Annotated in this window: 19 protein-coding genes; 14 read left to right on the forward strand and 5 right to left on the reverse strand. The window is 47.9% G+C overall.

Features of this window, described 5'->3' with window-relative positions; genetic code table 11:
- Positions 1-2: 2 nt before the first annotated feature.
- The gene (locus tag MHH57_RS01610) at positions 3-1,094 is read right to left on the reverse strand and encodes a glycosyltransferase family 2 protein (protein ID WP_028541969.1); all 1,092 of its coding nucleotides are present in this window, start codon (positions 1,092-1,094) and stop codon (positions 3-5) included.
- A 17-nt stretch (positions 1,095-1,111) separates the two neighbouring features.
- Positions 1,112-3,451, reverse strand: a complete 2,340-nt coding sequence (locus tag MHH57_RS01615) for a glycosyltransferase family 39 protein (RefSeq protein WP_342434750.1) — start codon at positions 3,449-3,451, stop codon at positions 1,112-1,114.
- Positions 3,452-3,691: 240 nt separating this feature from the next.
- On the opposite strand from MHH57_RS01615, the gene MHH57_RS01620 reads away from it, so the two are divergent.
- Both MHH57_RS01620 and MHH57_RS01625 read left to right on the forward strand, forming a co-directional pair.
- Positions 3,692-4,378, forward strand: a complete 687-nt coding sequence (locus MHH57_RS01620) for a response regulator transcription factor (RefSeq protein ID WP_274483638.1) — start codon at positions 3,692-3,694, stop codon at positions 4,376-4,378.
- Entirely contained in the window at positions 4,375-5,871 is a 1,497-nt protein-coding gene (locus MHH57_RS01625; protein ID WP_342434751.1) for a HAMP domain-containing sensor histidine kinase, read from the forward strand. Before MHH57_RS01620 ends, MHH57_RS01625 begins: the two co-directional genes overlap by 4 nt.
- A gap of 83 nt (positions 5,872-5,954) precedes the next feature.
- Here MHH57_RS01625 and MHH57_RS01630 read toward each other — a convergent pair whose 3' ends face one another.
- Positions 5,955-10,241, reverse strand: coding sequence for a S8 family serine peptidase (locus tag MHH57_RS01630; protein WP_342434752.1), 4,287 nt, complete (start codon positions 10,239-10,241; stop codon positions 5,955-5,957).
- A 362-nt stretch (positions 10,242-10,603) separates the two neighbouring features.
- On the opposite strand from MHH57_RS01630, the gene MHH57_RS01635 reads away from it, so the two are divergent.
- Positions 10,604-11,539 carry a manganese-dependent inorganic pyrophosphatase gene (locus tag MHH57_RS01635; protein ID WP_274386410.1) on the forward strand — a complete coding sequence of 312 codons (936 nt, stop codon included), beginning with the start codon at positions 10,604-10,606 and terminating at the stop codon, positions 11,537-11,539.
- Positions 11,540-11,823: 284 nt separating this feature from the next.
- Here MHH57_RS01635 and MHH57_RS01640 read toward each other — a convergent pair whose 3' ends face one another.
- A complete protein-coding gene (locus MHH57_RS01640; RefSeq protein ID WP_029516824.1) occupies positions 11,824-12,366 on the reverse strand; it encodes a MarR family transcriptional regulator in 543 nt (180 codons plus the stop codon).
- 110 nt (positions 12,367-12,476) lie between these two features.
- On the reverse strand, positions 12,477-13,442 hold the full coding sequence (locus tag MHH57_RS01645; protein ID WP_029516823.1) for an RNA ligase family protein: 966 nt from the start codon (positions 13,440-13,442) through the stop codon (positions 12,477-12,479).
- 313 nt (positions 13,443-13,755) lie between these two features.
- On the opposite strand from MHH57_RS01645, the gene MHH57_RS01650 reads away from it, so the two are divergent.
- The 11 genes from MHH57_RS01650 to MHH57_RS01700 all read left to right on the forward strand — a co-directional run bounded on the left by MHH57_RS01650 (position 13,756) and on the right by MHH57_RS01700 (position 25,967).
- A complete protein-coding gene (locus MHH57_RS01650; protein WP_029516822.1) occupies positions 13,756-14,031 on the forward strand; it encodes a GNAT family N-acetyltransferase in 276 nt (91 codons plus the stop codon).
- A gap of 294 nt (positions 14,032-14,325) precedes the next feature.
- Positions 14,326-14,889, forward strand: coding sequence for a DUF420 domain-containing protein (locus tag MHH57_RS01655; RefSeq protein ID WP_029516821.1), 564 nt, complete (start codon positions 14,326-14,328; stop codon positions 14,887-14,889).
- Between the two features lie 184 nt (positions 14,890-15,073).
- On the forward strand, positions 15,074-16,348 hold the full coding sequence (locus MHH57_RS01660; RefSeq protein ID WP_029516820.1) for a sugar ABC transporter substrate-binding protein: 1,275 nt from the start codon (positions 15,074-15,076) through the stop codon (positions 16,346-16,348).
- 61 nt (positions 16,349-16,409) lie between these two features.
- A complete protein-coding gene (locus tag MHH57_RS01665; protein ID WP_318628202.1) occupies positions 16,410-17,291 on the forward strand; it encodes a sugar ABC transporter permease in 882 nt (293 codons plus the stop codon).
- On the forward strand, positions 17,291-18,181 hold the full coding sequence (locus MHH57_RS01670; protein ID WP_342434753.1) for a carbohydrate ABC transporter permease: 891 nt from the start codon (positions 17,291-17,293) through the stop codon (positions 18,179-18,181). The genes MHH57_RS01665 and MHH57_RS01670 overlap by 1 nt, the downstream gene beginning before the upstream one ends.
- A gap of 49 nt (positions 18,182-18,230) precedes the next feature.
- Entirely contained in the window at positions 18,231-20,057 is a 1,827-nt protein-coding gene (locus MHH57_RS01675; protein ID WP_340953880.1) for a beta-N-acetylglucosaminidase domain-containing protein, read from the forward strand.
- A 97-nt stretch (positions 20,058-20,154) separates the two neighbouring features.
- Complete coding sequence (locus MHH57_RS01680; RefSeq protein WP_342434754.1) at positions 20,155-21,696, forward strand: DUF4127 family protein; 1,542 nt, start codon at positions 20,155-20,157, stop codon at positions 21,694-21,696.
- Positions 21,697-21,701: 5 nt separating this feature from the next.
- Positions 21,702-22,421 (forward strand): N-acetylmannosamine-6-phosphate 2-epimerase, encoded by a 720-nt coding sequence (locus MHH57_RS01685; RefSeq protein WP_029516815.1) that lies wholly within the window; start codon positions 21,702-21,704, stop codon positions 22,419-22,421.
- On the forward strand, positions 22,399-23,238 hold the full coding sequence (locus MHH57_RS01690) for a MurR/RpiR family transcriptional regulator (RefSeq protein WP_318628205.1): 840 nt from the start codon (positions 22,399-22,401) through the stop codon (positions 23,236-23,238). The genes MHH57_RS01685 and MHH57_RS01690 overlap by 23 nt, the downstream gene beginning before the upstream one ends.
- Positions 23,239-23,395: 157 nt before the next feature.
- Positions 23,396-24,331, forward strand: coding sequence for an ROK family protein (locus MHH57_RS01695; protein WP_342434755.1), 936 nt, complete (start codon positions 23,396-23,398; stop codon positions 24,329-24,331).
- 25 nt (positions 24,332-24,356) lie between these two features.
- Positions 24,357-25,967, forward strand: a complete 1,611-nt coding sequence (locus tag MHH57_RS01700) for an FAD-dependent oxidoreductase (RefSeq protein ID WP_318628207.1) — start codon at positions 24,357-24,359, stop codon at positions 25,965-25,967.
- Positions 25,968-26,015: the final 48 nt, after the last annotated feature.

Here is a 26,015-nt window from a genome sequence, read left to right on the forward strand (position 1 = left end):
GGTTAGGCTCCATGACCGGATTTGGGTCCGGTATATACCGCACTGTTGCCGCGCACTGTGCGTCCTGTCGAAATCAGGCTCTCACGGGCTCCTTGCATGTACAGGGAGTCACGGGGTTCAGGGACTTTCATAGCATGCGTCGGACCGTTTTCGTATTGTCCACCCAGATGCTCACGGACAATGTAAAGCGGACGTGCTTTGGTTTCGTCATAAATGCGTCCAACATATTCACCCATAATACCGAGAATGATGAGGATCACCCCGTCGAAAATCAGGCTGATGCTAATCATAGACGACCAGCCCTTCATCACGTAGGAGTCGGTGAAAAAGTTGAGAAACAGTACGTACATCAGATACAGGAAGCCGGACATGGAGAGAAGTGCACCGATATACCCTGCCAGCTTGAGCGGCTTAATCGAAAAGGATGTGATCCCGTCCAGACTGAGCTTGATCATTCGTTTCAACGGATACTTGGTCTCGCCCGCGAGCCGCTCGTCGCGCTCATATTCTACAGCAGTTTGTTTGAATCCGATCCAGCTGACTAGTCCACGAACGAATCGGTTATTTTCCGGCAGTCTTTTCAATTCTTCTATGACCTTACGATCCATTAGGCGGAAGTCCCCGGTGTCGACCGGGATATTAATATCCGTGGATGCTTTAAGTACACGGTAGAAGAGGCTGGCAGACCATTTCTTGAAGCGAGTTTCGCCATTGCGTTTAAGCCGTTTGGCGTAGACCACTTCATAGCCTTCTTTCCACTTGTTAGCCATCTCTACAATCAGTTCCGGCGGGTCCTGGAGGTCGGCGTCAATGACGACGACCGCCTCCCCCACCGCATAATCCATCCCGGCGGTAATCGCTAGCTGATGACCAAAATTGCGAGAGAAATCAATCAATACAATGGTGTCATCTCTGAGACTGAATTCCTTGATCAATTGGACGCTGCGGTCCGAACTTCCATCATTTACGAAGATCAGCTCGTAGGGCTCACCCATTGAGCCCATGACTTGTTTCAGCCTCCGGTAGGTTTCCGTAATAACAGCTTCCTCGTTGTACATCGGAATAACTATGGAATAACGGATGGGTTCACTCATTCGTAGTTCCTCCTCATTTATAATGTGATTTCGTATAAAGTACCGCTTCCGCCACGATCGTCTCTGCCAGGGCCACCTTGACCATCCTGGGCGTTCGCATTGCTGTTCGTGGTGTCGCTTCCGCTCTCGGTGGCTTTAACGTCTGTACTTGTTTCGTCTGTTGTTGTTTTCCATTCATCTGTAGGGATCAACTTGCCGTGTTCTTTGATCCATGCAGTGACTTCAGAGTTACCGCCGTCCGGTTCGCCGCCTCCACCAGAAATCATGAAGTACTTCACTTGGCCGCTTTCGACCAGCGCCTTGATTTTATCGACGGTATAGACTGGATCGGAGGATACAAAACCGTTCATAATAATTACTTTTTGTCCGGCCTCGACCAGGTAAGGAGCAGCCGTTGAATAATTACTTGCTGCGAAAAGGTAGGTTTCACCTGTGTTATTTTTTTGCAAATAGCTCAACGTTTTTTGATCTAAACTTTGGCTACCGTTGGGTCCTCCCATTCCTCTGGAACGGGTAGAAGATTTTTGCTCCGTGTCTGTACTTGTTTGTGTGCTTGAAGTGTTTCCATCAGGACTGGAATTCTCTACATTATTGGTCTGGTTATTCGTTTGAGTTCCTTCGGCTTGTTGTCCATTAGCGCTCTGGCCTCTATTGCGATCATTGCTGCTTGGCATTCCGCCACCGCCACCGCCGCCAAATTGAGTGGGTCCGGCTTGTGGAATCATGCTGTTCCCTCCGTAGATGATCGGTGTCAATGCCCAATATGCAGGACCGATAAACATAGCGAGTACACTTGCAATGACGGCGAATCTTGTGAACTTCTCAGATTTCATTCGTGCTACTACCAGCAGCACCGTGCCGATGATCCCTAAGATCAATACCGCGATGGACCAGCCGCTGCCAATGGTATCGTTGTAATTTTGCAAAACAAACCAGCTAAATACCGAGGTTGCCAATACTGCTGCGGGTAACAGCCAGGAGAGCCAGCTGGAACGCTCACGATACTGGTTCCACAATTCTACGAATCCTGCTCCAAAGAGCGCTGCAATTGGTGGCGCGAGCATAATCAGGTAATAATGATGAAAGAATCCTGCTACGCTGAAAAATGCAGCTACGGGAATCAACCAGGTCAGCCAGAAGATGACCTCTTTGTGTTTTTGTGTGATATTACGACGTCGAATGCTTGCAAGCAGGCCGATGGAAGCAATTAATGCAAATGGAAGCAGCCAGCTGGCTTGACCTGACAGGGAGGATTGGAACAACCGTAAAGGTCCTTTTTCGCCAGTACCGAACATGCCGCCACCAGAATTCCCTCCCGGTCCACCGCCTGGACCGCCCTGGCCACCTTGCCCGTCTCCAGGACCACCTTGTCCGTTGCCGCCAAATCCACCCGGTGGCATTTGACCACCTGCACCCATGTTGTTGGCACCTGAGTCATCCGTAGAAGTAGTGCTGTCCAATGATGTGGTCGTCTGAGCCTGATCCGTGTTTGTGTTGCTGCTATTCGTTGCAGCGTTATTGTTCCGATCCGTACGTTCTCCGCCACGATTGCCACCTGTACCCTGATCTCCTGTCAGACGGGACAGGCCGTTATAACCAAAGGCCAAATTCAGCACAGAGTTCGTACCGCTACTCCCCATATAAGGGCGTTCATCTGCCGGAGTAGAGTCCACTACGACTGCCCAAGAGAGTGATACGATCAGGAGGACAACTGCTGATCCTACCAGTGTTGCTGCTTTTCGCTTCCAGTTAAACTTGGAAGCCAGCAGATAGAACAGACCCAGTGCGGGAACGATCATATAGGCTTGTAACATTTTTTCGTTAAAGGCGATGCCTACGACTGCGAAAGCAGCAAGGATCAGCCCGGTTTTGCTATTTCTAAGGCCTCTGAACAATAGCCATGTTGCGAGCAACAGTGTGAAAACCAACATAGCGTCGATGTTATTCGTACGGCTAACCGCTACGGCTATCGGTGTCGTTGCCATGGTGAAGGCGGCCAAACGTGCGGCCATCGTACCGAAGCTCGGTTTGACGAGCAAGTAAACGAGCAAGACCGATCCGACTTGAGCCAGCGCCTGTGGCAAGATAACGCTCCATCCGTGAAGCCCGAATATATAGGCGCTCAGTGTCTGAATCCAGAACACCACAGGGGGTTTGTCTACCGTTACCGATCCGGCAGAATCAAGTGAGGCGAAAAAGAAGTTGTGAAAGCTTTGTAGCATGCTTGCTACGGCCGTCGTGTAGTAGGTGTTTACATATTTGTCTTGCCAGATGTTGTATCCGTTCAAAAATGCGGATATCAGCATAATGATGATCAGGGGGATGTCCGCCCTGGTCTTAAACCATTTCTTAATCATGTTCATTCCACTCCTTGTGAAAGTTTCTTTGTATTTATTCCGATCTTGGCCCGGTGAACTACCGGCTTGCTATTATCATGCCAGACCTACCTTAATTGGTTCTGAGCGCTCCCTGAACGTTAGCTGAAAGCTGAGCAGGGGTGCTTTTTTTACGACAGGATTCAGGTATATTAGATACAGGTGAAAATGAATCGACTTTTATATGAAAAAAATGCAGCAACATGAAAGGGAAGATGAATAATGAATCCAATACACGGAGTTAAAATTATGCTGGCAGATGATGAGCCTCATATTTTGCAATTTTTAGAGCTTGGACTGATTAATGAAGGATATGAGGTCAGAACCGCGGAGAACGGGAGTGAAGCGCTCGATTTGGCAAAGGAGTTTCGCCCACATGTAGCGGTGCTGGATGTGATGATGCCGGAAATGAACGGTTTTGAGGTGTGCCAAAGTCTCAAGGAGACGGAGGATAACATCGCGGTCATTATGCTGACTGCCAAGGATGATGTAGACGATCGGGTAAAGGGCTTAAAACTCGGCGCGGATGATTATGTCGTAAAGCCCTTCAGTTTTAATGAGCTGCTGGCTCGCATTGAAGCGCGCTTGCGCAATCAGTTCCCCGATCTGCTGGGAGAAGTGGTTCACGGCCCCTTTCAAGTGGATGATCGACGGAAGGAAATCCGTTATCAGAGTCAGGTGCTGGAACTGTCGCCTACCGAATATGAACTATTGAAGTTTTTGGTGTTGAATCACGGGATTGTGTTAAGTAAAAGTCGTATTCTGGACCGGGTATGGGGGTACGATTTTGGAGGCGAGGATAATATTGTTGAGGTGTACATTCGCTCCTTGCGTGAAAAACTCAAAGACAAGGAGCACCGGGTCATCCGTACGCTGCGCGGTGTGGGATACCGGGTGGATCTGCTATGAAGCCGGGCGGGAAAAGTCGGAGAAAATATGCACTCCGTTCTCTCCGGTCCCAGCTTTTGGCCAGAACGTTACTTATTTTGGCTTTGCTGCTCGTATTGATTGGTTTTCTACAATATTTTCTGATGAAAGATTTTCTGTATCGCAGTCGGGCAGAAGCTATGAATACGCAGCTGAATTCAATTCCTGCCGATTTATTGATTAAGGATTCGCAGGAAAAGAGCGGGGCTGGGGTAACCGTTCCTCAAGATGAGTCCAATCGAAGGAGTAATCGACCGGGACCGTTTCTGTTTTGGCCGGATATGTCGCTTGCTTCTATAGGTATAGACGGCACCTTCCAGAGCTTGTCCAATGAAAATGGACTTAAACCGCCGCGTCTCACCACTCAGCAGTATCAAGCAATGCAGCAGAGTAAGCGCATGCGTCACGGCTATCAATTAATCACGGATGCCCAGGGGAAAGAGCAACTGGTTGTATTCCGTCCGCTTGGTCCACCTGACCGTTCTTCCGGTTTACTTCAAATGGGCGTATCCACGACTTCTATGCAAGAGCAGTTGATTAACCAGCTCCGCACCTTTATTTTATTGTCTCTGATTGCACTTGCGATTGGGTTGGCGCTTATGCTTCCGGTGCTGCGCCGCACGTTGGTACCCCTTTCCAGGATGGTTGAGGCAGTCAAACGTATTGATGCCGGCAATCTGGCCGAGCGCTTTGATGCAGAGCAGGGGCAGTATGAGGTGGATCGTTTGGCGGTTTCATTTAACGGAATGCTGGAACGGCTGGAGCATTCTTTTGCAGCCGAACGGGAATTGCAGATGCAGATGAGACGATTTATTGCGGACGCCTCCCATGAACTGCGCACCCCGCTCACGTCTATTCACGGCTTCTTGGAAGTGTTGCTTCGTGGGGCTGCATCCAATCCGAAGCAACTCCAATCAGCATTAGAAAGTATGTATGGTGAATCCAAGCGGATGAATAAGCTTGTCTCTGACTTGCTATTGTTGGCTAAGCTGGATCGAACACCGGAGTTAAAGCTGGAAGACATACCCCTAGATGCGTTGCTGCTGGAAATGAAACCGCAGCTTCTTATGCTAGCAGGTACACGTAAGGTGGTTTTTGATATGACGGCAGGTATACGGGTATTGGCAGAAGGGGATAAAATCAAGCAGGTCGTGCTCAACCTGTTTCACAATGCGGTTCAGCATACCGATATGGAAAGAGGTGTAATCCAGGTAAACCTGTCTGCAGGTAAGAAGTTGGTGGATATCCAAATTCGTGATAACGGGCCAGGCATGAGTAAAGAACAGCTGGAGCGGATATTTGAGCGTTTTTATCGTGGAGATGAATCGCGTACACGTAGCTCAGGCGGGGCAGGTCTTGGTCTGGCCATTACACAGTCTATCGTGGAAGCACACGGCGGGAGCATTACGGCCGAAAGTATCCCGGGAACGGGAAGTGTATTCAAAGTAACGCTACCTTTAGTGGGAACAGTATAGTATTGCAGATTATGGCGTAACATAAAAATAGCCTCCCGAACCGCAGCTTTGGTTATAACACGGCTCGGGGGGCTTTTTAATTGTTAGTTAATCAGCGAAGCTTTTTGTAAGAGCACATGCAGCACCTTGGCAGATGCCTCACGGGTTGTAGGTGCATTCGGCTGGAAGTAGGAGGAGCCTTTAATCGCTTCCCCGTTGATGATGCCTGTTGCACTTACTTTTTCAATACTGTCCTTGGCGTAGCCTGCAAAGGATGAAGCATCATGGTACGGTGTGCGTGCAGGACCATCGGCTGCTGCTTTGATTTGAAGCAGATCTACAGCTTTACCCAGCACGACAGCAATTTCTTGACGACTGATATTAGCATTCGGATCGAACTTGTCGCTGCTGCGGCCCGTAATCAATCCAGCTTCATAAGCGGCTGCCACATCGCCGGAGTACCAGCTACCTGCCGGGATATCACTGAATGGTCCAGCAGTACCTGGTGTCAGGCCGAGTGCTCGGGTTACCAGGGCTGCAAATTCTGCACGTGTCACGTTTTTCTTCGGTGAGAAAGTCGTGTCGGTCGTGCCGTTAATCAGCAACTTGTTTGCCAGCGATTGAATTTCGGATTGGGCATACGACGATGAGATATCTTCAAAGCTAACGGGACGTGTCGCCGCTGCATACGTCGAGAAGCCCGGACGGCTTACCTTGACGACGGTAGATCCATCAGCCTGCTTGGTGAAGACGGATGGAACGGGATAGACATTTCCGTTTGCCGTATAGAGTACACCGGCTGTATTAGAATCAATTTGACCAGGTACGGTAAAGGATCTGCTAATAAACTGTCCTGGAGCAACTTTGAGCGATTGACTCTTGCCACCAGTGACAATGTTAGCTTCAAACCCTACCGGGGTGCCGATCACATTGGAGCCTTTCAACTTGCCTGTAAATGTACCGCTCGCCTCTGCCTGGCTGCTGATGATCACTTCAATGCCTGCACCAGCAGGAACATTTTTCAGAGCGGATACTGGCAAAGCCAGAGAGGAGCCTGTATTGCTTACAATCAAGCTGCTTCCTGCTGCAGCCTTGCCCAGCGTTACCAGTTGTGTGGAAGTGAGCGATGCTTTCGTCGTTTGGCCTGCTTGGCTAGTAGCCGACAGTACAATAGCTGTCGGGCTGGAACCTGCTGCTGTCACGGCAGCCTGCAAATCTGCATCGGTTACTGTCAGCGACTGTACATTATTGTTCAATGCAACGGCTGTAGTGACAGTTTTAACAGCCTGTCCTTGCTTCACTACGCTTTGAAGTGAAGGAGCAGATGTAGGAACAGGGGGGGATGTGTTCGTTGCAGCAGAAGGTGTAGTATTGCTTCTGCCGCCACCTCCACCACCTCCGCCTCCACCACTACCGCTGGATGCGGCGCTATTATCCACACGAATAGCTTTAGTGGCGGTGAACAGTTTAGGGCCATCGGTATTGCGTTCAACTTCGCCCTTTTCATTCAGTTCAGGAGAACTGACTTCCAGCTTGTACACGCCATCTTTCAAGTGTTGAATAACGGGTTGACCATTAGCATCCAGCACAGGCTTGCCATTGTCATCTAATTCCACGTAACTTCCGTCAATACCCTTAAAGGAATATACGCCTTGTTTGAGGCGAGCGTTAGCTCCTTGTTCTTTGGAAGTCGTTATTCCATCAATCAGACCGATCAATTTATCATCTACGCCGTATACATAAAGCGCGATCTGGTTGGTTTTATCTGTGGTCAGGCGGAAAGCCAAATCTGTTGAGCGCTGAGCACCTGTCCGACTTGGGTAAATAATCGGGTTGGTAACACTCAGGTCCTGTAAGCCAAAGCCTGTCGTTGGATTTTCTTTGCCCACATGAACGACGAACGGCAAATGTAGTGTTGGCAGTCCGGCGCTTTTCAGAATAATTTCCCCTTCATATACACCTGTGGCTGCACCCGAATTTGGTTGCACAGACAGGAAGAACGGTTGCGATTTACCCGGTTCTGCCGAAATTGCTCCATTCGCGCCAACACCTTGCAACTGAACGGCAATGTTGCTCACGTCAGGTGTAGCAATCGGCTTAGTTGGATCAGAGGTTACATTATCATGTAACACGGTGCTGGCTTCATATTGCACAGTGTTAGCCGACAAGTTTTTGAGTTGAAGCTGAATCTGCTTCGCATCACTACCAGGTCGTAACACCCCGAAGCTGGCGGAAGGATTGTAATTCACAACCTCCTGCCGATTAAAGTTTTTGTCGAGAATCGTAATCTTTTCGACGGTTTCCAGCAGGGCTGGCGTCTGAATCGCATTAGCGATGTTTACAAGGCCTGCACCTTGGGAATACACATCATATTGGATTTTATCCTCATCAAAGAGTGTAACCGAAGTGTTTGCCAGAGCAGCGCGGATATCAAACGGTGTCCAGTTCGGATGTTGCTGCTTCAGCAACACGGCAAGTCCAGCCACATGCGGAGATGCCATACTCGTTCCGTTGCTGCGTTTGTAAGCTTGCTCATAGGATGCATCCGGATAGAACTTGGCGAAGGCAGGGTAGGTTGACATGATGCTAACCCCTGGTGCGCTCACGTCCGGCTTGATGCTCAGCAGTTCATCGCCATTGGGTCCGCGGGAGCTAAATCCGGCCATGGTATTACCAGGATTGTCAGTACGATGATACTCTTCTCCAAAAGCAATAAAGAATTTTTGTTTGTGGTTTTGGCTTTCAATGATTTGTCTTGCCAGTGCTCTACCTTCTTTTCCTGTCATGTCAAAGGTAGGGATATAATCTACATTGTCTCCTTGATTCGAATTAATGTAACCATCGTAACCAGGGATAGCTTCACTCAGATTGGCTCGTGTGCTGTCGCCAGATTTCGCTTGACCATTAAAAATAATAATAGCCTTTGCACCATTTTGTTGTGCGTTTGCGATCTTGTCTACGAAGCCCAAGACGCCACGCGATACGATCACAACCTTATCTTTTACATCTTTAGAAGTGAAATCATCTGGATATCCCAAATTGGCATAAACCAATTCCAATGGTTCTGTCCCCATAATAGAAGAAAAATCCTCATGAAAAGTTTGCCAAGCCATCATATTAAAATTGTAATAGGTATCTGATGTAACTGTTAAAGGCTTTTCATCATTACCATAGGTTACAAGATTGACGGATGCTTTATTTGAATAGCTATGGCTCGGGGAAGTGGCTGCACCGACGGAAATCGCCAGCTGGGATGTTGCGGGAGAACCCATGGAATAAAAGTAGGGTCCTTGTTGGGCCGCATTACCATTCGCTATGACCGCGACTACGCCGGAAAGTACAGCATTATTAATAGCAATGGAATCCGGGGAGTTCGGGTCCTTTTCAGAATCCGAGCCCAGCGACAGGTTAATGACGTTCATACCATCTTTGACAGCACGTTCAATACCATCAATGACCTGTGCGGAGGAACCGGAGGAGCGACCCGTCTTGGTATTGCGTCCAAGCACTTTATACACGTATAAGTCCGATTTATAGGCAATACCCTTTTGCACAATATCCGAGGATTTATTGGTGGCTTTACCAGCAATTGTGCCAGAGACGTGAGTACCATGTGTCGTTCCGCTAAAACCTGTGCCGAATGGATCATTCTCCTTTTCGAGGAACGGTTCCTCGTAAGGGTCGTTGTCCTGTTCAAAAGAGTCATATCCGCCTTTGTAGGCTTCTTTCAAGTCCGGATGCTCATAATCGATACCGGTATCAATAACCCCGACCTTGATTCCCGCGCCATTCAATCCTTTGGCCCAGGCTTCAGGAACACCAATCTGGTCCAGCGGTGCGTTATCATAAGTGGCTTCACTGGCTGTAAGTGTTGGCGGGTCCTGTACGGGGATGGAATAATACGTTTTGTTTTCATGAATGGATTTTACGCCTGGCAGTTTAGCCAGTTCTGGAATCTTATTGGCTGGCAGTGTGACCTCCAAGCCGTTAAGCACCGTGTTGTACTGGTAATTCACCTGAAGAGAAATACCATGCTCAGCGGCTTGGTCTACGAACGTAGTTTGCTCAGTGGCAATCGCGGATTCCGCTTTTTGCTCAGATTGAGCTGTAAAAGCTTGGACGCCTGAACGTGCTGCATATTTGTCCACGGCTAAGGGCTCACCATCAAGCTGTACGATGACTCTGACCTGACGGGAAGAATCTGTGCTGAGCTCTGGCGAAATGAAGGCCGGAGCCGCCTCAATAGTCAATGCTTGCTGAGCTTCCAGAAATGAGTTGATTTGCAGATCTGCGCTAGCAGCAGAACTGACAGACGGCAGAGACAAGCTTACCGTCAAGGCAAGAGCGAGTGATACGACAGGTATTTTTTGCAAAATGATCGGCTTTTTCAAAGATTTCCCTCTTTTCAATCAAAATATGATATCTCTACATACTAGGATTTGAAGCCACTGCCGTTATTCTCACGCCTCCCTTAATATCTAAAATAATAGAATTGACCACTGGTGACTAACTTGCCAGTTTTGAGGCATATCTTACCATATTGGTGGGATATATTACTATATGTTTTTTATATTTTTAGAAAAAATAAGGTTAACATTACATGTAGATTCCATGGAAATGTTATGAATTTACTAGATTATTTTTGAAAACAATCGAAGAGGAATGGGAGAATGCGAGATTTAATGATATAATCTGCATTGGAATTGTTGAGGTTTCACAATCATGTAAAATGCCTAAGGCAAAGGAGTCGATTATGTTGGCAAAAACATTGATTTTCGGGCATAAAAATCCGGATACGGATACCATTTGCTCAGCTATTGCTTATGCAGACTTAAAAACCAAACTGGGCGCGGACGTAGAGCCGGTTCGTCTGGGCGAGGTGAACGGGGAAACGCAGTATGCACTGGATTATTTCAAAGTGAGCGCGCCACGTCTGGTTGAGCAGGTTGCTGCTGAAACGGACAACGTCATTCTGGTCGATCATAATGAACGCCAGCAAAGCGCCGCTGATATTGACAAGGTACGTGTAACTGAAGTCATCGACCATCACCGGATCGCTAACTTTGAAACAAGCCAGCCGTTATACTTCCGCGCTGAGCCAGTGGGTTGCACAGCCACCATTTTGAACAAGCTCTACAAGGAAAATGGTGTAGCAATTCCGAAAGATATCGCAGGTCTAATGTTGTCCGCGATTATTTCCGATTCTCTGTTGTTTAAATCCCCAACCTGCACGGATCAAGACGTAGCTGCTGCTCGTGAACTGGCTGAAATTGCTGGTGTGGATGCAGATCGTTACGGATTTGACTTGCTTAAAGCGGGAGCTGACTTGAGTGGTCATACCATTGAACAGTTAGTAAGTCTGGATGCCAAAGAATTTCAGATGAATGGTCGCAAAGTGGAAATTGCTCAAGTGAACGCAGTAGACGTAAACGATGTGTTGTCCCGTCAAGCTGATCTGGAAGCTGCATTGGCCCAAACCATTGAAGCTAAAAATCTTGATCTGTTCTTGTTCGTCGTAACAGACATTGTGAACAGTGATTCCATTGGTATTGCGCTGGGAAGCCAAGCCCAGGCAGTCGAAAAAGCCTATAATGTTCAGTTGGACGACAATAAGGCTGTTCTGAAAGGCGTCGTATCGCGCAAATCGCAAATTGTACCTGTATTGACTGACGCTTTTAACAGTTTGTAATGATAAATAATAAGCCTCCTGAACCCGACTGCATAATGGCAGTGGCAGCAGGAGGCTTATTTTTATTTCTTCAGTTCTGCCAGACGTTCCGATGCGGAACTCAAATGCCAATTTCAACTTCAGCGCTGCCCATCATGAAACCGCTACCATGAAAAATGAAGAATACAGGGAGTGGATGATCCTTTCTTTCCGATGTACTTTGGGAGAATACGAAGGTTTGAAATCGGACGCAGCACCCATTCTGCCAGCAGATATGCGGGCAAGTTTGACGAACAGTTTTTGCCTCAGTCTTCGCACCATTTTTCTCTCTTCTCTCTGGAGTCGGTTAGACGCGAACCTTTGACATCTTCAAACGCAGAACGTACGCGTGACAAATAGGTTTGGAACTGACAGATTTCCGACTCACTAAAGTCTGACATCAGACGTGAAGCCAGCCCTACGAAAAAGGGATCCATCTGTTGAATTTTACTTTTTCCTTTATCGTTCAGGGACACGAACACTCCCCGCTTGTCATTGGGATCGTCATATTTATTAATGAATCCCTCTTGTTCGAGAGAAATAACCATGGAACTGATTGCTGCCCGGCTTACACCCATCTTTTCAGCCAAAGCAGAAGGAGAAGACATTTCATCTCTTTGTGCTGAAAGTACACAAAGCGCGATATATTGCCCGTAGGAGAGACCAAATTCACGTGAACGCTTCTCCATGTTTTTACGTATTTCATAAGTTATGGAAAATAAATCTACCAAAACACCAATTGGTTTATTGCCACCTGGAAAGAGATTATAGGCCAGTTGACGAATTTCGGAGTCCAAAAAAAAGAACATGCGATCCACCTCGATGTAGTTAATTAGTTAACTGTAATTTAATTAACCACTGGTTGCAATGATTTATACAAACTTTGTTCCGCATTTTTTGAAAATATATCTGTAAAACGTCACATCCAGGGGCCGATACACTGATCGAGGTCCTGATTCACAAAGGCTTGTATGGAGGGCTGACGCAGGGTACGTCCTTCTTGCCACCGCCACTCACTATATTGAACCTTGGCGGTATACATGGGTTGCACCCAAAACGCATCTTGATGCCGATCCGGTTTATTGCTAAAGGGTCGTTCCGATATGGTATGTGGTAGCAGGCGCTCGGTAAGCTGACGCCAATCTTCCCGAGTCAGCTTGCCCGTACCCACATGCCCGATATAGCGCAGCATTCCTTGTTTATCATATTGGCCCAGCAACACAGCGTTGATAATGCCTCCGTTCAGGGTATAGCCACCGATAACGGCAATGATATCGCCATAATTTTTGACCTTGAGCCATCGTCCGTCCTTTCCGCCCAATGTGTACGGACTATCCAGCTTTTTACACACAATACCTTCCATTCCTTGGCTGCACATAACCTGAAATAGAGCTTGTCCATCAGGATGAGCGGGAGCCAGTTGAATCCGTTCATTCGGTATGATGATCTGATGCAGCAGTTCAAGCCTTTCCTGTAACGGTTTAAGATGAACCCACTCCCCGTTCAGATAAATAATATCAAACAACATGTAAGTAGCAGGCACAGCTTCATAGGCTGACTGAATTCGATCCGTCCGACGAATCAGATCCCGTCGCATAATTTCATGGAACGATGGTTTACCGTCGGCACCGAGTGCGATCATTTCCCCGTCCAATATGACCGAATCAGCCTTGCAGTAGGAGGGGAAGAGAGCAAGCTCCGGGTATAAAAGCGTTCGTTCGTGCTGTTTGCGGTTGAACAGGCGTGTGCTGCCCTGGTTGTGATACGTCAAAATTCTCGTACCGTCCCATTTTATTTCGTAACGCCAAAGGCCTGTTGCATCTACAGGTACTTTTTCGCTCAGTTCCGGTTCAAACGGGATGACGGGTTTTATTTCTGTACGCAACGCAGCACCTCCCTTGCCTTTATATGAATAAATATAGTGTCGACGATAGATCTTATTTTATGTATCAGGATTTTGCAAAATTTGATTCCAGTCGCTCCGAAGTGCAAGATATAGACGAACTAAACCATTTCGATCTATATCTTGTTCATTGGAAGTCGCTTATGGGATTTTTGCAAAATCCTCGTATGTGATGTTTCTCTGATCCCTAAATAGGGGAATGATAAGAATATCTAGCGTCGGCATGAAGTGATTGCATTAATTCGTTAGCATGAGTTTTACGGGATTTTCTTCAGTCAGAAAGGGGATTGGTCTCATGAGACAAATTCGCGAGGAGGACCATGCAGTAGTCATGGTGGATGATGGACAGGTAGTTGCAGAAGTAGGTTATAAATCCGTAGATGACCACTCATTGGTCATTGACCATACATTTGTATCCGAGCAGTTACGGGGTCAAAAAATTGGCAAGGAGCTCATCGACAGAGTGGTTGAGATGGCAAGAAATCAGCATAAAAAGGTTATCCCTGCTTGCTCGTACGCACTTGCTCTGTTCAAGCGCCATAAAGAATACAGTGACGTGTGGCAGCAATGAATATGGATCATCAAGGCTGCTTAACTGCATAACCGACACAACACCGGAGCGGGTAATCAGACTCTTCCGGTGTTTTTTTGTGTGCATAAAGCTTTTAAAAAGAATGCATTCTACCGTTGATATAGGGAAACAAAGGGCTATCCTCAAATGTTGAAGCACATTTCTTGCCGGATGGCTGTGAAATTGTTCATACTGTTGTCACTTCACAGGCTAACTATGAGTTCTATATAATATATTATGGTTATGACCGCAAAAATAATGAAAACCTGAATTTAAACGAAGGAGACGCTCATGATGAATAAAGCGAGTGAGGACAAGCAGTACGTTCCAACGAGCAATCGTAATTTTACAACCTTGATTATCACCGTTTCCATTATAGCCAACGTGATTATTTTGCTGCTATTCTTTTCGCCGATCGGATACCAGGGGAGTGTCAGTTTTGATCTCACTATTTTCCCAAGGTTGAATGCGATTTTTAACAGCTTCACGTTTATTTTCCTGGTGGCTGCATTGGTTGCTATTTTCAAGAAGAACATCAAGGTGCATAAAACCTTTATTCTGCTGGCCTTTGCCAGTACCGTTTTATTTTTATTTTCCTACCTGACCTTTCACTACATTTCGCCGGAAACTGCAAAATATGGCGGTGTGGGTATCCTTCGTCCGATTTACTTTACATTGTTGATTTCGCATAGCATACTGGCTGCGATTATTGTACCGCTGGCACTGTTCACGGTTGTATGGGGATGGACGATGCAGGTAGCAAAACATCGTAAGATTGCGCGCTGGACGATGCCAATTTGGCTATATGTGAGTTTGACCGGGGTATTGGTGTACGTTTTCATGGCCCCATACTATTAATAGATGTGAACCCTTTGATGGGTTGATTTAGGGAAATGGCGTCTCTGCTGAAGAGGCGTCTTTTTTGTATCCAATAAAAGAAAAATTATTCCTTCTAAATTTATTTTATTAAAAAAACGTTCCTTCTATAACGGTATTTCTGCTATAATTTGCCTTAATCAACTAAGAACAAGGGGGTCACCATGTGACAAAGAAAGCGAAAGGCAGGTTACGGTTGCTTGTATCTATGCTGGCGCTGGTTGTACTGCTGAGCAGCTGCGGTGGTGGAGGATCAAAGTCGGAAAAGGTTGACGGAGGGAAAGTAACACTGCAATTTTGGACCATTGCACTACAACCTACATTTACCCCGTATTTCAATCGGGTGATTGCCGATTATGAGCAGAAGAACCCCAATGTCAAAATTGACTGGAAGGATTACCCTTATGACGCAGTAACCAACAAGCTGTTGACAAGTATCGCTAGCAACAGCAGTCCGGATGTAGTTAATCTCAATACAGAATTTGCTAGCCAAATGGGCTCCAAGGGTGCGGTTGTTGATATGAACGAGCATTTGTCGCCCGAGGAAAAGGCTGCTTATTTCGAGGGTATTTATAATTCCACAGTCATTAACGGTAAAGCTTATGCGCTACCCTGGTATACCGGTACAGAAGTGCTTTACATGAATACAAAGCTGGTCAAAGCCGCCGGATTGGACCCTGCTCATCCGCCCAAAACCCGGGAGGAATTGTCTGAATGGGGCCGTCAGATCAATAGAAAAATTGGCAAGGCAGGCTATGCTCAGCAGCTTGTATCCAAGCTTTTCGCTGTGGACGGCATTCCTATTCTAAATAAAGAAAAGACAGCGGCGGCGTTCAATACACCAGAAGCAGTCACCATGATTGATAATCTAAAAAAACAGATGGAAGATGGCGTTGTACTCAAGGAAGACGCTGACTTCTCACAACAAGTGAAATATTATGCCGGCGAGCAGGTTGCTTTCGAGCTGGCAGGCCCCACGTTCATCAATTTTATCAAAACGGCAGCGCCAGACGTTTATAAGAACACAATTGCTGTCCCTGTCCCAACTGGCAAAGCCGATGTGCGGCTCTCCAACTCTATGGACTTGGTCGTACCTGCTAAGTCTGTACATGTGGACGAAGCAGTGAAATTTGCTGTTTTCTTGACAAACGCAGAGAGTCAAACTGCTTTTTCTAAAGCGGCGAATACACTACCTTCCACGAAAGACTCCATTAAGGATCCATATTTTACTCAGTCTGACAAATCATTAGAAGCACAAGCCAAGGTAGTATCCGCGCAAAGTTTGGATAAGGCGACAGATTATATGGTTGGTGTGCCCAATGCCAAAGATGTGAATAGTGCCATCGCGCGAGCCTTGCAAAATATTTTATTGAACGGAAGAGATACGAAGGAGACGCTAACTGCTCTGGAGCAGGAAGTAAACGATATTTTAAAGCAATAGGTTTGACAGGGGGGAGTGAATACTCCCCTGTTCATTTATCGAAATCAGGTGGTGATGCAGCATGATCAAATGGTTGAGGTCGGAGTCTTTTACGGCCTGGGCTTTTATGACGCCGGGACTGTTATTGCTTGCCGTCTTTGTATTTTGGCCTATTATTTACAGCATTCCGCTGGCATTGACAGACTACTCTGTCATATCAGATACCCATTTTGTCGGTTTGGATAATTTTGAAGCGGCGTTTAAGGACCGTAACTTTCTTATTTCGATTTGGAACTCATTGTTGTACGTGCTCATTGTCCCCTTTCTCCAAATTTTCTCCATCCTGATGGCTGTGCTTGTGAATAGCCGTATCCCGGGAATCAAAATATTCCGCACGACCTACTACATCCCTGTTGTGACTTCAATGGTAGCGGTAGCCTTAATTTGGAGCTGGCTGTTGGGCAATAACAGCGTAGTGAACTACTTGCTCATACAGATCGGCCTGATTAGCAAAGACATACACTGGTTATCGGACAGCAACTTGGCCTTGTATGTACTGATGTTCATCACAATGTGGAAGGGACTCGGGTATTATATGATGCTCTATCTGGCTGGATTACAAAACATTCCTCAAGATCTGTACGAAGCCGCTAGAGTCGACGGTGCAAGCCGATGGCGTCTGATTGTTCATATTACTCTTCCACTACTGAGACCTTATGTTCTATTCTGTACCCTCATATCGCTCATGTCAGCTATTCGCGTATTCGATGAAGTATATGTACTAACCAAGGGTGGACCAGGAACGGCCACGCTGACATCCAGCTTGTATATCTTCCAAAAGGGCATGGAGCAATTCAATTTTGGGTATGCCTCCGCGCTTGGTTTAATTGTCGGTGCAATGATTGCCGTACTTAGTATTATCGTATTCCGATTCAATAGGAAAGGCGGTGTCAATCCCTATTGATGAATCTAAAGGATGACAAAATGCTACGCTCATCTCTTCCTAAAAAGGAAAGCAGCCGCATCATGCGCAGTCTTGCTCGAATGCTCAGAATGATGGTCATCTACGTGCTTCTAGTGCTACTCGCCCTCTTTTTAATGGGACCGTTCCTCTGGCTGCTCAGCGTATCCCTCATGCCAGGCCGTAACATTTTTTCGACGCCGCCCGCTATTTTTCCGACCTTTATTAATTTCGACAACTATGTTCAGGTGTGGCAGTTCATGAATTTCCCGAAATATATGCTGAATACGGTCATCATTACGGTGTTGGGCGTTGTGCTCAATGTGGTACTCGCCAGTCTGACAGGATATCCCTTGGCTGTGTTTCGTTTTAAGGGTAAAAATCTGGTGTTTACGCTGCTGATTGCCACGATGATTATTCCTTCCTACACCGCATTTATTGTGCATTATCTGACCATTCAAGGGCTTCATCTGGGCAATACATATTTGGGTGTAGTGTTGCCTGGGGCAGTCTCCGTGTTCAACATTTTTCTGATGCGACAGACGTTTATTCATATTCCCACCGATGTACGTGATTCCGGTAAAATGGACGGCGCTTCGGAGTTTCGAATTTGGTGGCAGCTGGTGCTTCCGCTGGTCAAGCCAGCGCTTGCTGTAATTTCTCTGTTGGAGGCGATGTCGTTCTGGAACAGCTTTCTGTGGCCTATCGTTATTTTGAACGATACGGAGCTATATCCGCTAGCAGCTGCGCTCACGTATCTCAACGGTCAATTTGCCTATAACTTCGGCTGGATTGCTGCCGGCACAATGATTTCGGTACTGCCGATCATTATATTGTTCCTGTTTACACAGCGCTACTATATGGAAGGTTTGGCGGGAGCGGTAAAAGGATAGCCAGTAGTCACGGCTACGAAGAGCCTGTGAATGGAAGGAGACGATTGCGATGGAACTGTCCGAAGGAACGGGGCCTTATTCGAGTGTAGGGCTAGCACCGCAGGAGATTCAATATTATTTTCGTGATGTGTATGACAGCGGGGAAAGGCTGGTTATCTCCGAACCGCGACTGATCTGTGAACTGTCCTCTCGCTTTGCAATGAATCAGGAGTATGAAGGTGTGCTGGACCCTGAGGGACCGATCAAGCTTATTGTGCCTCCAGGGCCGGGTGTACCGACTGAAACACGGGGAAGCGTGCAGTTGGTGCTCGAATATGACGGAATGCTTGCTGCAGACGGATATCGGTTGGACATTCAGAAGGACGGGCGGATTGAAATTCATGCTTCCAATAAAAGAGGGCTCAAATACGGTATGGATGCCCTGCATCTCCTGCTTCAAGTGGAACAGGAGCGATGTACTTTGCCGGTGATGTCTATTCGGGATGAGCCTTCCTTCCCGGTCAGAGGAATTATTGAGGGCTTTTACGGGAAACCGTGGAGTTTCGCGGATCGGCTGGATGCCGTTCGGTTTATGGCTACGCATCGGATGAACACATTCATGTATGCCCCCAAGGATGATCCATATCATCGTGAGCTATGGAGAGAGCCGTACCCTGAGGATACGTTTGCCCAGATTTGCGAATTAAAGGAAGCCTGCGAACGGCATGAGGTTGATTTCCATTATTGTATCAGCCCAGGGAACGACCTGAGCTTTGGCAGTGATGAAGACTTCCTTAAATTGACTGAAAAGCTGGCGGCCGTGATTGCGATTGGCGTACGTCATTTTTCTGTGTTAATGGATGACATTGACTACGTACTCAAAGGGGGAAATCGACATTTGCTGGGCCGCTCGGGTCACGCTCATGTCTTTTTGACGAACAAGGTGCATGCATGGCTAGCTGAACGACTGCCTGAATTTACGCTGACGGTCTGTCCTTCGGAATATTGGTCATATTGGGATACCGAATACAAAAAGGATTTCCGTGAGCGGCTGCATCCGGAGATTAAGGTGTTCTGGACCGGGTACTTTGTTTTTGCTCCACAGATTAGTCGCGAGCACGCCGCTGATAATCATGCATTCTTCGGGCATGAGCTGTGGCTGTGGGATAACATCCCGGTGAATGATTGTGACCATGATCGGTTATTCCTTGATCCGCTGCGCGGACGATATTCCGGGCTACCAGACTGTGGACATACCGGTATGGTGGCCAACCCGATGAATCAGTGGGAATGCTCCAAAGTGACGCTCATTACGATGTCCCACTATATGTGGAACAGTGAACGGTATATGCCTGAGCGATCTTGGGAATGGGCTGCGCAGGAGTTAGTGGGAGAGCGTGCGGATGAATTGATGTTTTTTTGTCGTCAAAACAGGAACAGCCGACTAGGCGGCAACGCGTATGAGGACGTGGACCTTGCTTTGCAAATGCGCGATATCCCTGCGCTGGATATGTACTTTGAGCGGCTGCTTCAGGCCGTGAGCGTCCTACGGAGCGTGCCTGCCGGTGATCCAGCAGCAGGATTCGTGTCCCAGGCCGCACCGTGGCTGGAACGTGCCGAGCTGGATGCGAGCCTGTGGCAGGTGCTGCGTCAAGCTGCACTCAGCAGCGAGCGACAGGACGATGCACAGTCGGGGGAGAGCGGCACGCCGAGGGAAGCTGTTGACGAGCAAGAGCCGTCACCTCTGACAGACGAAATCGTAGGAGAACTGCGAAGCGGTATCACTGCTTGCTTAGAAGCGGAGGCTCGGCTGGGTAGCAATCCGGCGATCCGTGCTGCTGCGCAGTGGGGTTATGTCGATCAGGACGAACAAGGAAAATATCGGCTGATTTTGTGAGTATTTGCGCTGGATTAAGCAACCAAGGCAGCATAGCTGCCCTGAAAATAATCATTTGCCGTTAGGATAACGGTAATTTTCAGGAGAGGTGGAACGTATGGTGAAGCCCAAAACCCGATTACTTTTTATACCGCTGGATGAGCGGCCCTGTAATTATCAATTTCCTTATTTACTGGCACAGGGCACAGACTTTGAGATGGAGCGGCCCCCATTAGAATGGATGGGACAAAAGAAAACCCCTGGCGATACGACCAGACTATGGGCATGGCTCGAAGAACGCGCAGCGGCGGCTGATGGAGCCATTGTTGCGATGGATACGTTGCTGTACGGAGGAATCGTACCTTCTCGACTACACAGTATGTCGAGCGAGCAGGTCAAAGATAGAGTGAATCGGCTTCGCAGGCTAAAACAGCTATATCCGCAACTGACCCTGTATGCATTTCAACTGATTATGCGCTGTCCGCAATATTCTTTGGCTGATGAAGAACCGGATTACTATGCCGATTGGGGTCGTGAGATATTCAGAAAGGGCTTCATTGAGCATCGTCAGGAGCTGGGGATTGCTACCGCAGAAGAGTTACTCGAATTAGCTGATATCAACGAGCGTCTGCCAAGGGAAATATTGGATGATTACCTAGGGCGTCGCCATGTGAATTTGGAGGCCAATGAAGTTGCGCTGGATCTCGTAGCAGAAGGTATCATTGATTTTATGATCATCCCACAGGATGATTCGGCTCCCTACGGCTATACCGCCAAGGATCAGCAGCGGCTAAGAAGTCGTATTTCTGAGCTTGGGCTGGATTTGAATGTATACATGTACCCGGGGGCAGATGAAGTGGGTTGTACGTTGCTGGCTCGTTGGGTTAACAAGATGAATAATGTAGTCCCACTGGTGTATCCCCGATTGTCTGCTTTGCAGGGGGCATTCGTAGTACCGCTTTTTGAAGATCGCTATTTTTACGAAACCTTAAAATATCAGATTATGGCGGCAGGTGGGCTGATCGCTTCCTCAGCAACGGAGGCTGATTTGATTTTGTTGGCTAACACACCTGGTGACACGATGGCAGAGGCTTCATCCCAGCAGCGTGCAATGACCGGATATGATGTGCATCGGAATGTAGTAGAGCTGGTTGAGTACGGTTCTTATATGCTGCAATATGCAGGTCAAAATGTTGCAGTTGCTGATGTGGGCTACGCCAACGGCGCAGATCTCAAGCTACTTAGACTATTGAAGCAAAAAGGACTGCTTTTTAAGCTGGCGGGTTATGCAGGCTGGAATACCAGTTCTAACACGCTGGGCACCGTCATTGCCCAGTCCATGCTGTATACCCACTATGGCTCTACGGAGGAACATTTGGATTTTCTGTCGCTGCGCTACGCCGAGGATGCCTGTTATTGCGCTGTGGTACGTACGGCTATGAATAACGGAATTGTGGAGCAGATGGGTTTTACCAAGTTTATGCTCGATGGACCGAGAGGCTCGGTAGCTGCGGTTATTCGCGGACGGCTGGAGCAGGCGCTCAATGAATATGTGAACGGGCCGGAAGGCCGCGTGGAAATTATAGATTGCTACATGCCGTGGAACCGCACCTTTGAAGTCGCATTAACCGTACGGCATCATGCTGAGAAGAGAGGGTGATTCCTATGGGAATGGAAGGTGTATTATCCAAAGTTCAGCACGGACTGATCGTGTCCTGTCAGGCGCTACCAGGCGAACCGTTACATGGAGCAGATTCTATGGTCAAAATGGCGCTTGCCGCACAGCAGGGTGGAGCTGTGGCGATACGCGCCAATGGCGCATCGGATGTACGTGCGATTAAACAGGCAATTTCTCTACCAGTGATTGGCTTGGTTAAGCGGGATTATGATGATTCTGATATTTACATTACGCCTACCCTTCGTGAAATGGAGGAACTGGTGGAGGCAGGCGCGGATATCATTGCGCTGGATGCCACATTACGACCGCGCCCAGCGGGATGCAAGCTGAAGAGGCTCATAGATTATGCCCATGAGCAGGGAGTCACTTCCATGGCAGATATATCGACACTGGAGGAGGCACTTCATGCGGCCTCCCTTGGCGCAGACTGCGTATCCACCACGTTATCCGGGTATACGCCGTACTCTGCTCAGATTGAGGGTCCTGATCTGGAGCTGGTTCGGAGAGCGTCGGAACTGGTTCCCGTTCCTTTAATTGCAGAGGGCAAAATCTATGATCCAGCGCAGGTTGAGGAAGCATTCCGAATGGGAGCACATGCAGTGGTTGTAGGCTCGGCGATTACCAGACCCCAATTGATTACGCAGCGGTTTGCCGATGCCGCAAGGAAGGCAGTGAAATGCATCTATGGAGATGAACGACCGAATTAAAACGTATTATCCTTCATTAACGAAATCGGAGCAGAAAGTTGCCTTGTGCGTACTGGAGCATCCCGCAGACATCATATATTTCTCTGTGACGGAGCTGGCGGATTTTGCAGGTACAGGCGAAACGACCGTCATGCGCTTTTGTCGGAAGATTGGTTTCAAAGGTTATCAGGATTTCCGACTGTCCCTAGCACAAAACCAGACTTATCGTAAAACTGATATGGGCGAGGAGAACATCGACCCAGATGACGAACAAGATATTACGCGTACGGTGTATCACAACATGCTCGATATTTTGCACTCCAGTATGGGGCTGCTGGACCATTCAGAGCTTGGTCGTGCGATTGCGTGTCTCGATCAAGCGGGCTATGTTCAATTTTTCGGCGTAGGTGCTTCGGGGATTTCCGCGCAGGATGCTAAAAACCGTTTCTTACGCATCGGGCGTCGCGCCGAGGCTGTGGCAGACGGACATATTCAGTCGATGATGGCGGTGTCCATGAACCCGGGTGATGTGGCTATCGGCATTAGTGTATCAGGAAGTACGCTGGATACGAACGATATGCTGTATAAAGCCAAGCAAAACGGTGCAACTGTTATCGCAATTACAAATTATGCGAAATCACCCATTACCTCCATTGCAGATATCGTGTTGCTAACAGCGGGCAAAGAAGCGCCGATAGAAGGTGGTTCAATCGGTGCTAAAATCTCACAACTATTCGTGATTGACCTCATCTGCGAAGGGCTTGCTCGCAAGCACACGAGTCACACCAAACAGATGAAGGAAAAAACAGCGAGGGCCGTTATTGAACGAAGCTATTGAGATTTTTCAGTTGTGAATTGAAAACTGTGCGTTTCGACAGGTTCAATGACTTGTGTTTGTGGTGCTTATGAATGGCTATTTCATGTATTGCTATTAATAGAAGGTTTGTACAAAGAGCTAGTAAGCTTTTATGTAGGGTAACAAGGAGGTTGGTGTGGTGGCAGCTGCTGTGAACAGAGTCATTGGAATCGACATTGGGGGCACATCGGTGAAGGCCGCCATAGTGGCACGGGACGGATCGGTGCTTGATGAAATCCGGCTGGATACGGACGCTTCCCGGGGACGTGAATGGGTATTGTCGCAGGTGTCAGAATCTGTGCTCGGACTGTTGCGTTCTTTTGGAGATACCAGCCTCGGTGCCCATATAGATGTAGGCGCTCTTGGCATTGCTACTGCTGGCAGAGTAAATGTGGAGAGCGGCGAAGTTGTGTATGCCACAGATAACCTACCTGGCTGGCAAGGTACATCCTTAGTAACATGGGCTAGGGAAAAACTGGCTTTACGAGCGGTTGCTGATAATGATGCGAACGCCGCTTTACTTGGAGAAGCGTGGCAGGGAGCGGGGAAGGGCAAGCGACGCTTGGTGATGCTCACGTTGGGAACAGGTGTCGGAGGTGCATATATGGAAAATGGCCTCTTGTGCAGAGGGGCTCATTGGAGCGGCGGTGATTGGGGGCACAGTATTCTATTCCCCGAAGGACACCCCTGTAATTGCGGAAGAAAAGGGTGCGCCGAGCAATATGTATCGGGGAGCGCCCTCTTACGTCGAGGTAGGGAACACGTCGGTAAATTGTACCGCTCGGGAAACGAGATTGTGAAAGAGGCCATTCACGGTAACCAGGAGGCAATTCAGGTGCTGGATGATTACACCGCAGATTTAGCTGTACTTCTAGCTAACATCTCAGTGACTCTTGATCCTGAGAGGATCATTGTAGGCGGAGGAGTATCGGACACGGGAGAGGTCTGGTGGCCCATGCTGGAAAAGCATCTGCACCAATTTGGAGTTCAAACGGAAGTAAGTCGGGCATTGTTGGGCAATCGCGCTGGAATTATCGGTGCTGCACGGCTTGCCTTCGAAATGACCGAGTCCTAGTACAAGAATGAAAGGGGAACGAACCATGACGCAAAAACGGCTTGATACCGACATTGTTGTGATTGGCGGAGGCCTGGGGGGGACATCGGCAGCTCTCGCGGCGGCGAAGGCTGGCATGAGAGTCATCGTGACAGAGGAGACGGACTGGTTAGGGGGGCAGTTAACTTCACAGGCGGTTCCCCCAGATGAGCATCGATGGATCGAACAATTTGGTTGCACAGCAACATACCGTGAGTTCCGTAATCGTGTACGTGACTATTACCGTCAGAACTATCCGTTAACCGAAGAAGCTCGAAATAATCCCATTCTCAACCCTGGGAACGGTTGGGTAAGCCGTCTGGCCCATGAACCACGGGTAGCTCTGCGGGTGCTTGAAGATATGCTCGCTCCCTATTTGAATACGGGGCGCGTTCATGTATACTATCACACCGTGCCTATTGCCGTTCAGACGGATGGGGACTGTATTACTTCTGTAACTGTCCGTACCTCGAATAGCGCTGATCATAAGTGTGGATTTAGAGTGCTGCACGGAGCGTTTTATCTGGATGCAACAGAGTGTGGTGATCTCCTTCCAATGGCAGGAGTGGAGCATACGAGTGGAGCGGAGTCGCGGGCTGCTACGGGTGAGCCTCATGCACTGGAGTGTGCTAACCCTTTTGATATGCAATCTATCACACATGTGGCTGCCGTAGACTATATTCCCCAGGAAAGCTTCATTATAGAGCGGCCGCAACAATATGATTTCTGGAGAAATTATATTCCTTCCTTTTCCCGTTTTCCGATTTTGAGCTGGTTTGCTACTGACGCGGATGATACCAGTAAACTAAAACAGTTCACATTGTTTCCTAACGATCAGGGCATTGTATCCTTATGGGATTATCGTCGTATTGTAGATCCCTCGATATGGAGCAAACCGCTAAATGATGGTGAGGTAACTCTTTTAAACTGGGCGCAAAATGATTATTACCTTGGGCCATTGATCGGTGTCACTGCTCAGGAGCAGGCAAAACATCGAGAAGGAGCGCGTGAGTTGACTCGTTCATTAATATATTGGCTTCAAACCGAAGCGCCCCGGTTAGATGGAGGGTTCGGCTATCCGGGAATTCGACTACGGGGTGATGTTCTCGGCACATCTGACGGTCTGGCTAAAACGGCTTATATTCGCGAGTCACGCCGAATTCAGGCCAAGTATATGATATCTGAGTTTGATGTAAGTCGTGAGCTTCGGGGAGAAGAGGGACCCAAGCGATATATAGATAGTGTAGGTGTAGGTAGCTATCATTTGGATCTTCATCCAACTACGGTATCTCAGCGAACATTCTACATCCCTAACTATCCTTATGAAATTCCATTGGGCTCACTTATTCCGGTGAGGGTGCGCAATTTACTTCCTGCCTGCAAAAATATAGGGATGACCCAAATAGCCAATGGCTGCTATCGATTGCATCCTACAGAATGGAATATAGGAGAATCATCAGGAAGTCTAGCGGCTTACTGTGTCTCCAACGAAGTATATCCCATTGAAGTGAGCCGATCAGCAGAGCATCTTGGATGTTTTCAAAATGTTCTTCTTCGCCAAGGTGTGGAACTGCACTGGCCTGCAGAGGTATTTGAGCCAGAGGAAGTCATCAGCTAATGAAGGGGCAACTAGCCCCTCGACTGATTTTAAATGAGCTGAAAGATG

The organism is Paenibacillus sp. FSL H7-0442 (genome assembly GCF_038593105.1).
GTDB lineage: Bacteria > Bacillota > Bacilli > Paenibacillales > Paenibacillaceae > Paenibacillus > Paenibacillus polymyxa_D.

Bases quoted from the DNA above. Each gene is read 5' to 3' on its own strand.
- MHH57_RS01635 (WP_274386410.1), top strand. From the start codon at position 10,604: ATGTTGGCAAAAACATTGATTTTCGGGCATAAAAATCCGGATACGGAT.
- MHH57_RS01685 (WP_029516815.1), top strand. From the start codon at position 21,702: ATGGGAATGGAAGGTGTATTATCCAAAGTTCAGCACGGACTGATCGTG.
- MHH57_RS01640 (WP_029516824.1), bottom strand. From the start codon at position 12,366: ATGTTCTTTTTTTTGGACTCCGAAATTCGTCAACTGGCCTATAATCTC.
- MHH57_RS01655 (WP_029516821.1), top strand. From the start codon at position 14,326: ATGAATAAAGCGAGTGAGGACAAGCAGTACGTTCCAACGAGCAATCGT.
- MHH57_RS01700 (WP_318628207.1), top strand. From the start codon at position 24,357: ATGACGCAAAAACGGCTTGATACCGACATTGTTGTGATTGGCGGAGGC.
- MHH57_RS01625 (WP_342434751.1), top strand. From the start codon at position 4,375: ATGAAGCCGGGCGGGAAAAGTCGGAGAAAATATGCACTCCGTTCTCTC.
- MHH57_RS01610 (WP_028541969.1), bottom strand. From the start codon at position 1,094: ATGAGTGAACCCATCCGTTATTCCATAGTTATTCCGATGTACAACGAG.
- MHH57_RS01620 (WP_274483638.1), top strand. From the start codon at position 3,692: ATGAATCCAATACACGGAGTTAAAATTATGCTGGCAGATGATGAGCCT.
- MHH57_RS01615 (WP_342434750.1), bottom strand. From the start codon at position 3,451: ATGATTAAGAAATGGTTTAAGACCAGGGCGGACATCCCCCTGATCATC.
- MHH57_RS01675 (WP_340953880.1), top strand. From the start codon at position 18,231: ATGGAACTGTCCGAAGGAACGGGGCCTTATTCGAGTGTAGGGCTAGCA.
- MHH57_RS01670 (WP_342434753.1), top strand. From the start codon at position 17,291: ATGAATCTAAAGGATGACAAAATGCTACGCTCATCTCTTCCTAAAAAG.
- MHH57_RS01690 (WP_318628205.1), top strand. From the start codon at position 22,399: ATGGAGATGAACGACCGAATTAAAACGTATTATCCTTCATTAACGAAA.
- MHH57_RS01680 (WP_342434754.1), top strand. From the start codon at position 20,155: ATGGTGAAGCCCAAAACCCGATTACTTTTTATACCGCTGGATGAGCGG.
- MHH57_RS01650 (WP_029516822.1), top strand. From the start codon at position 13,756: ATGAGACAAATTCGCGAGGAGGACCATGCAGTAGTCATGGTGGATGAT.
- MHH57_RS01665 (WP_318628202.1), top strand. From the start codon at position 16,410: ATGATCAAATGGTTGAGGTCGGAGTCTTTTACGGCCTGGGCTTTTATG.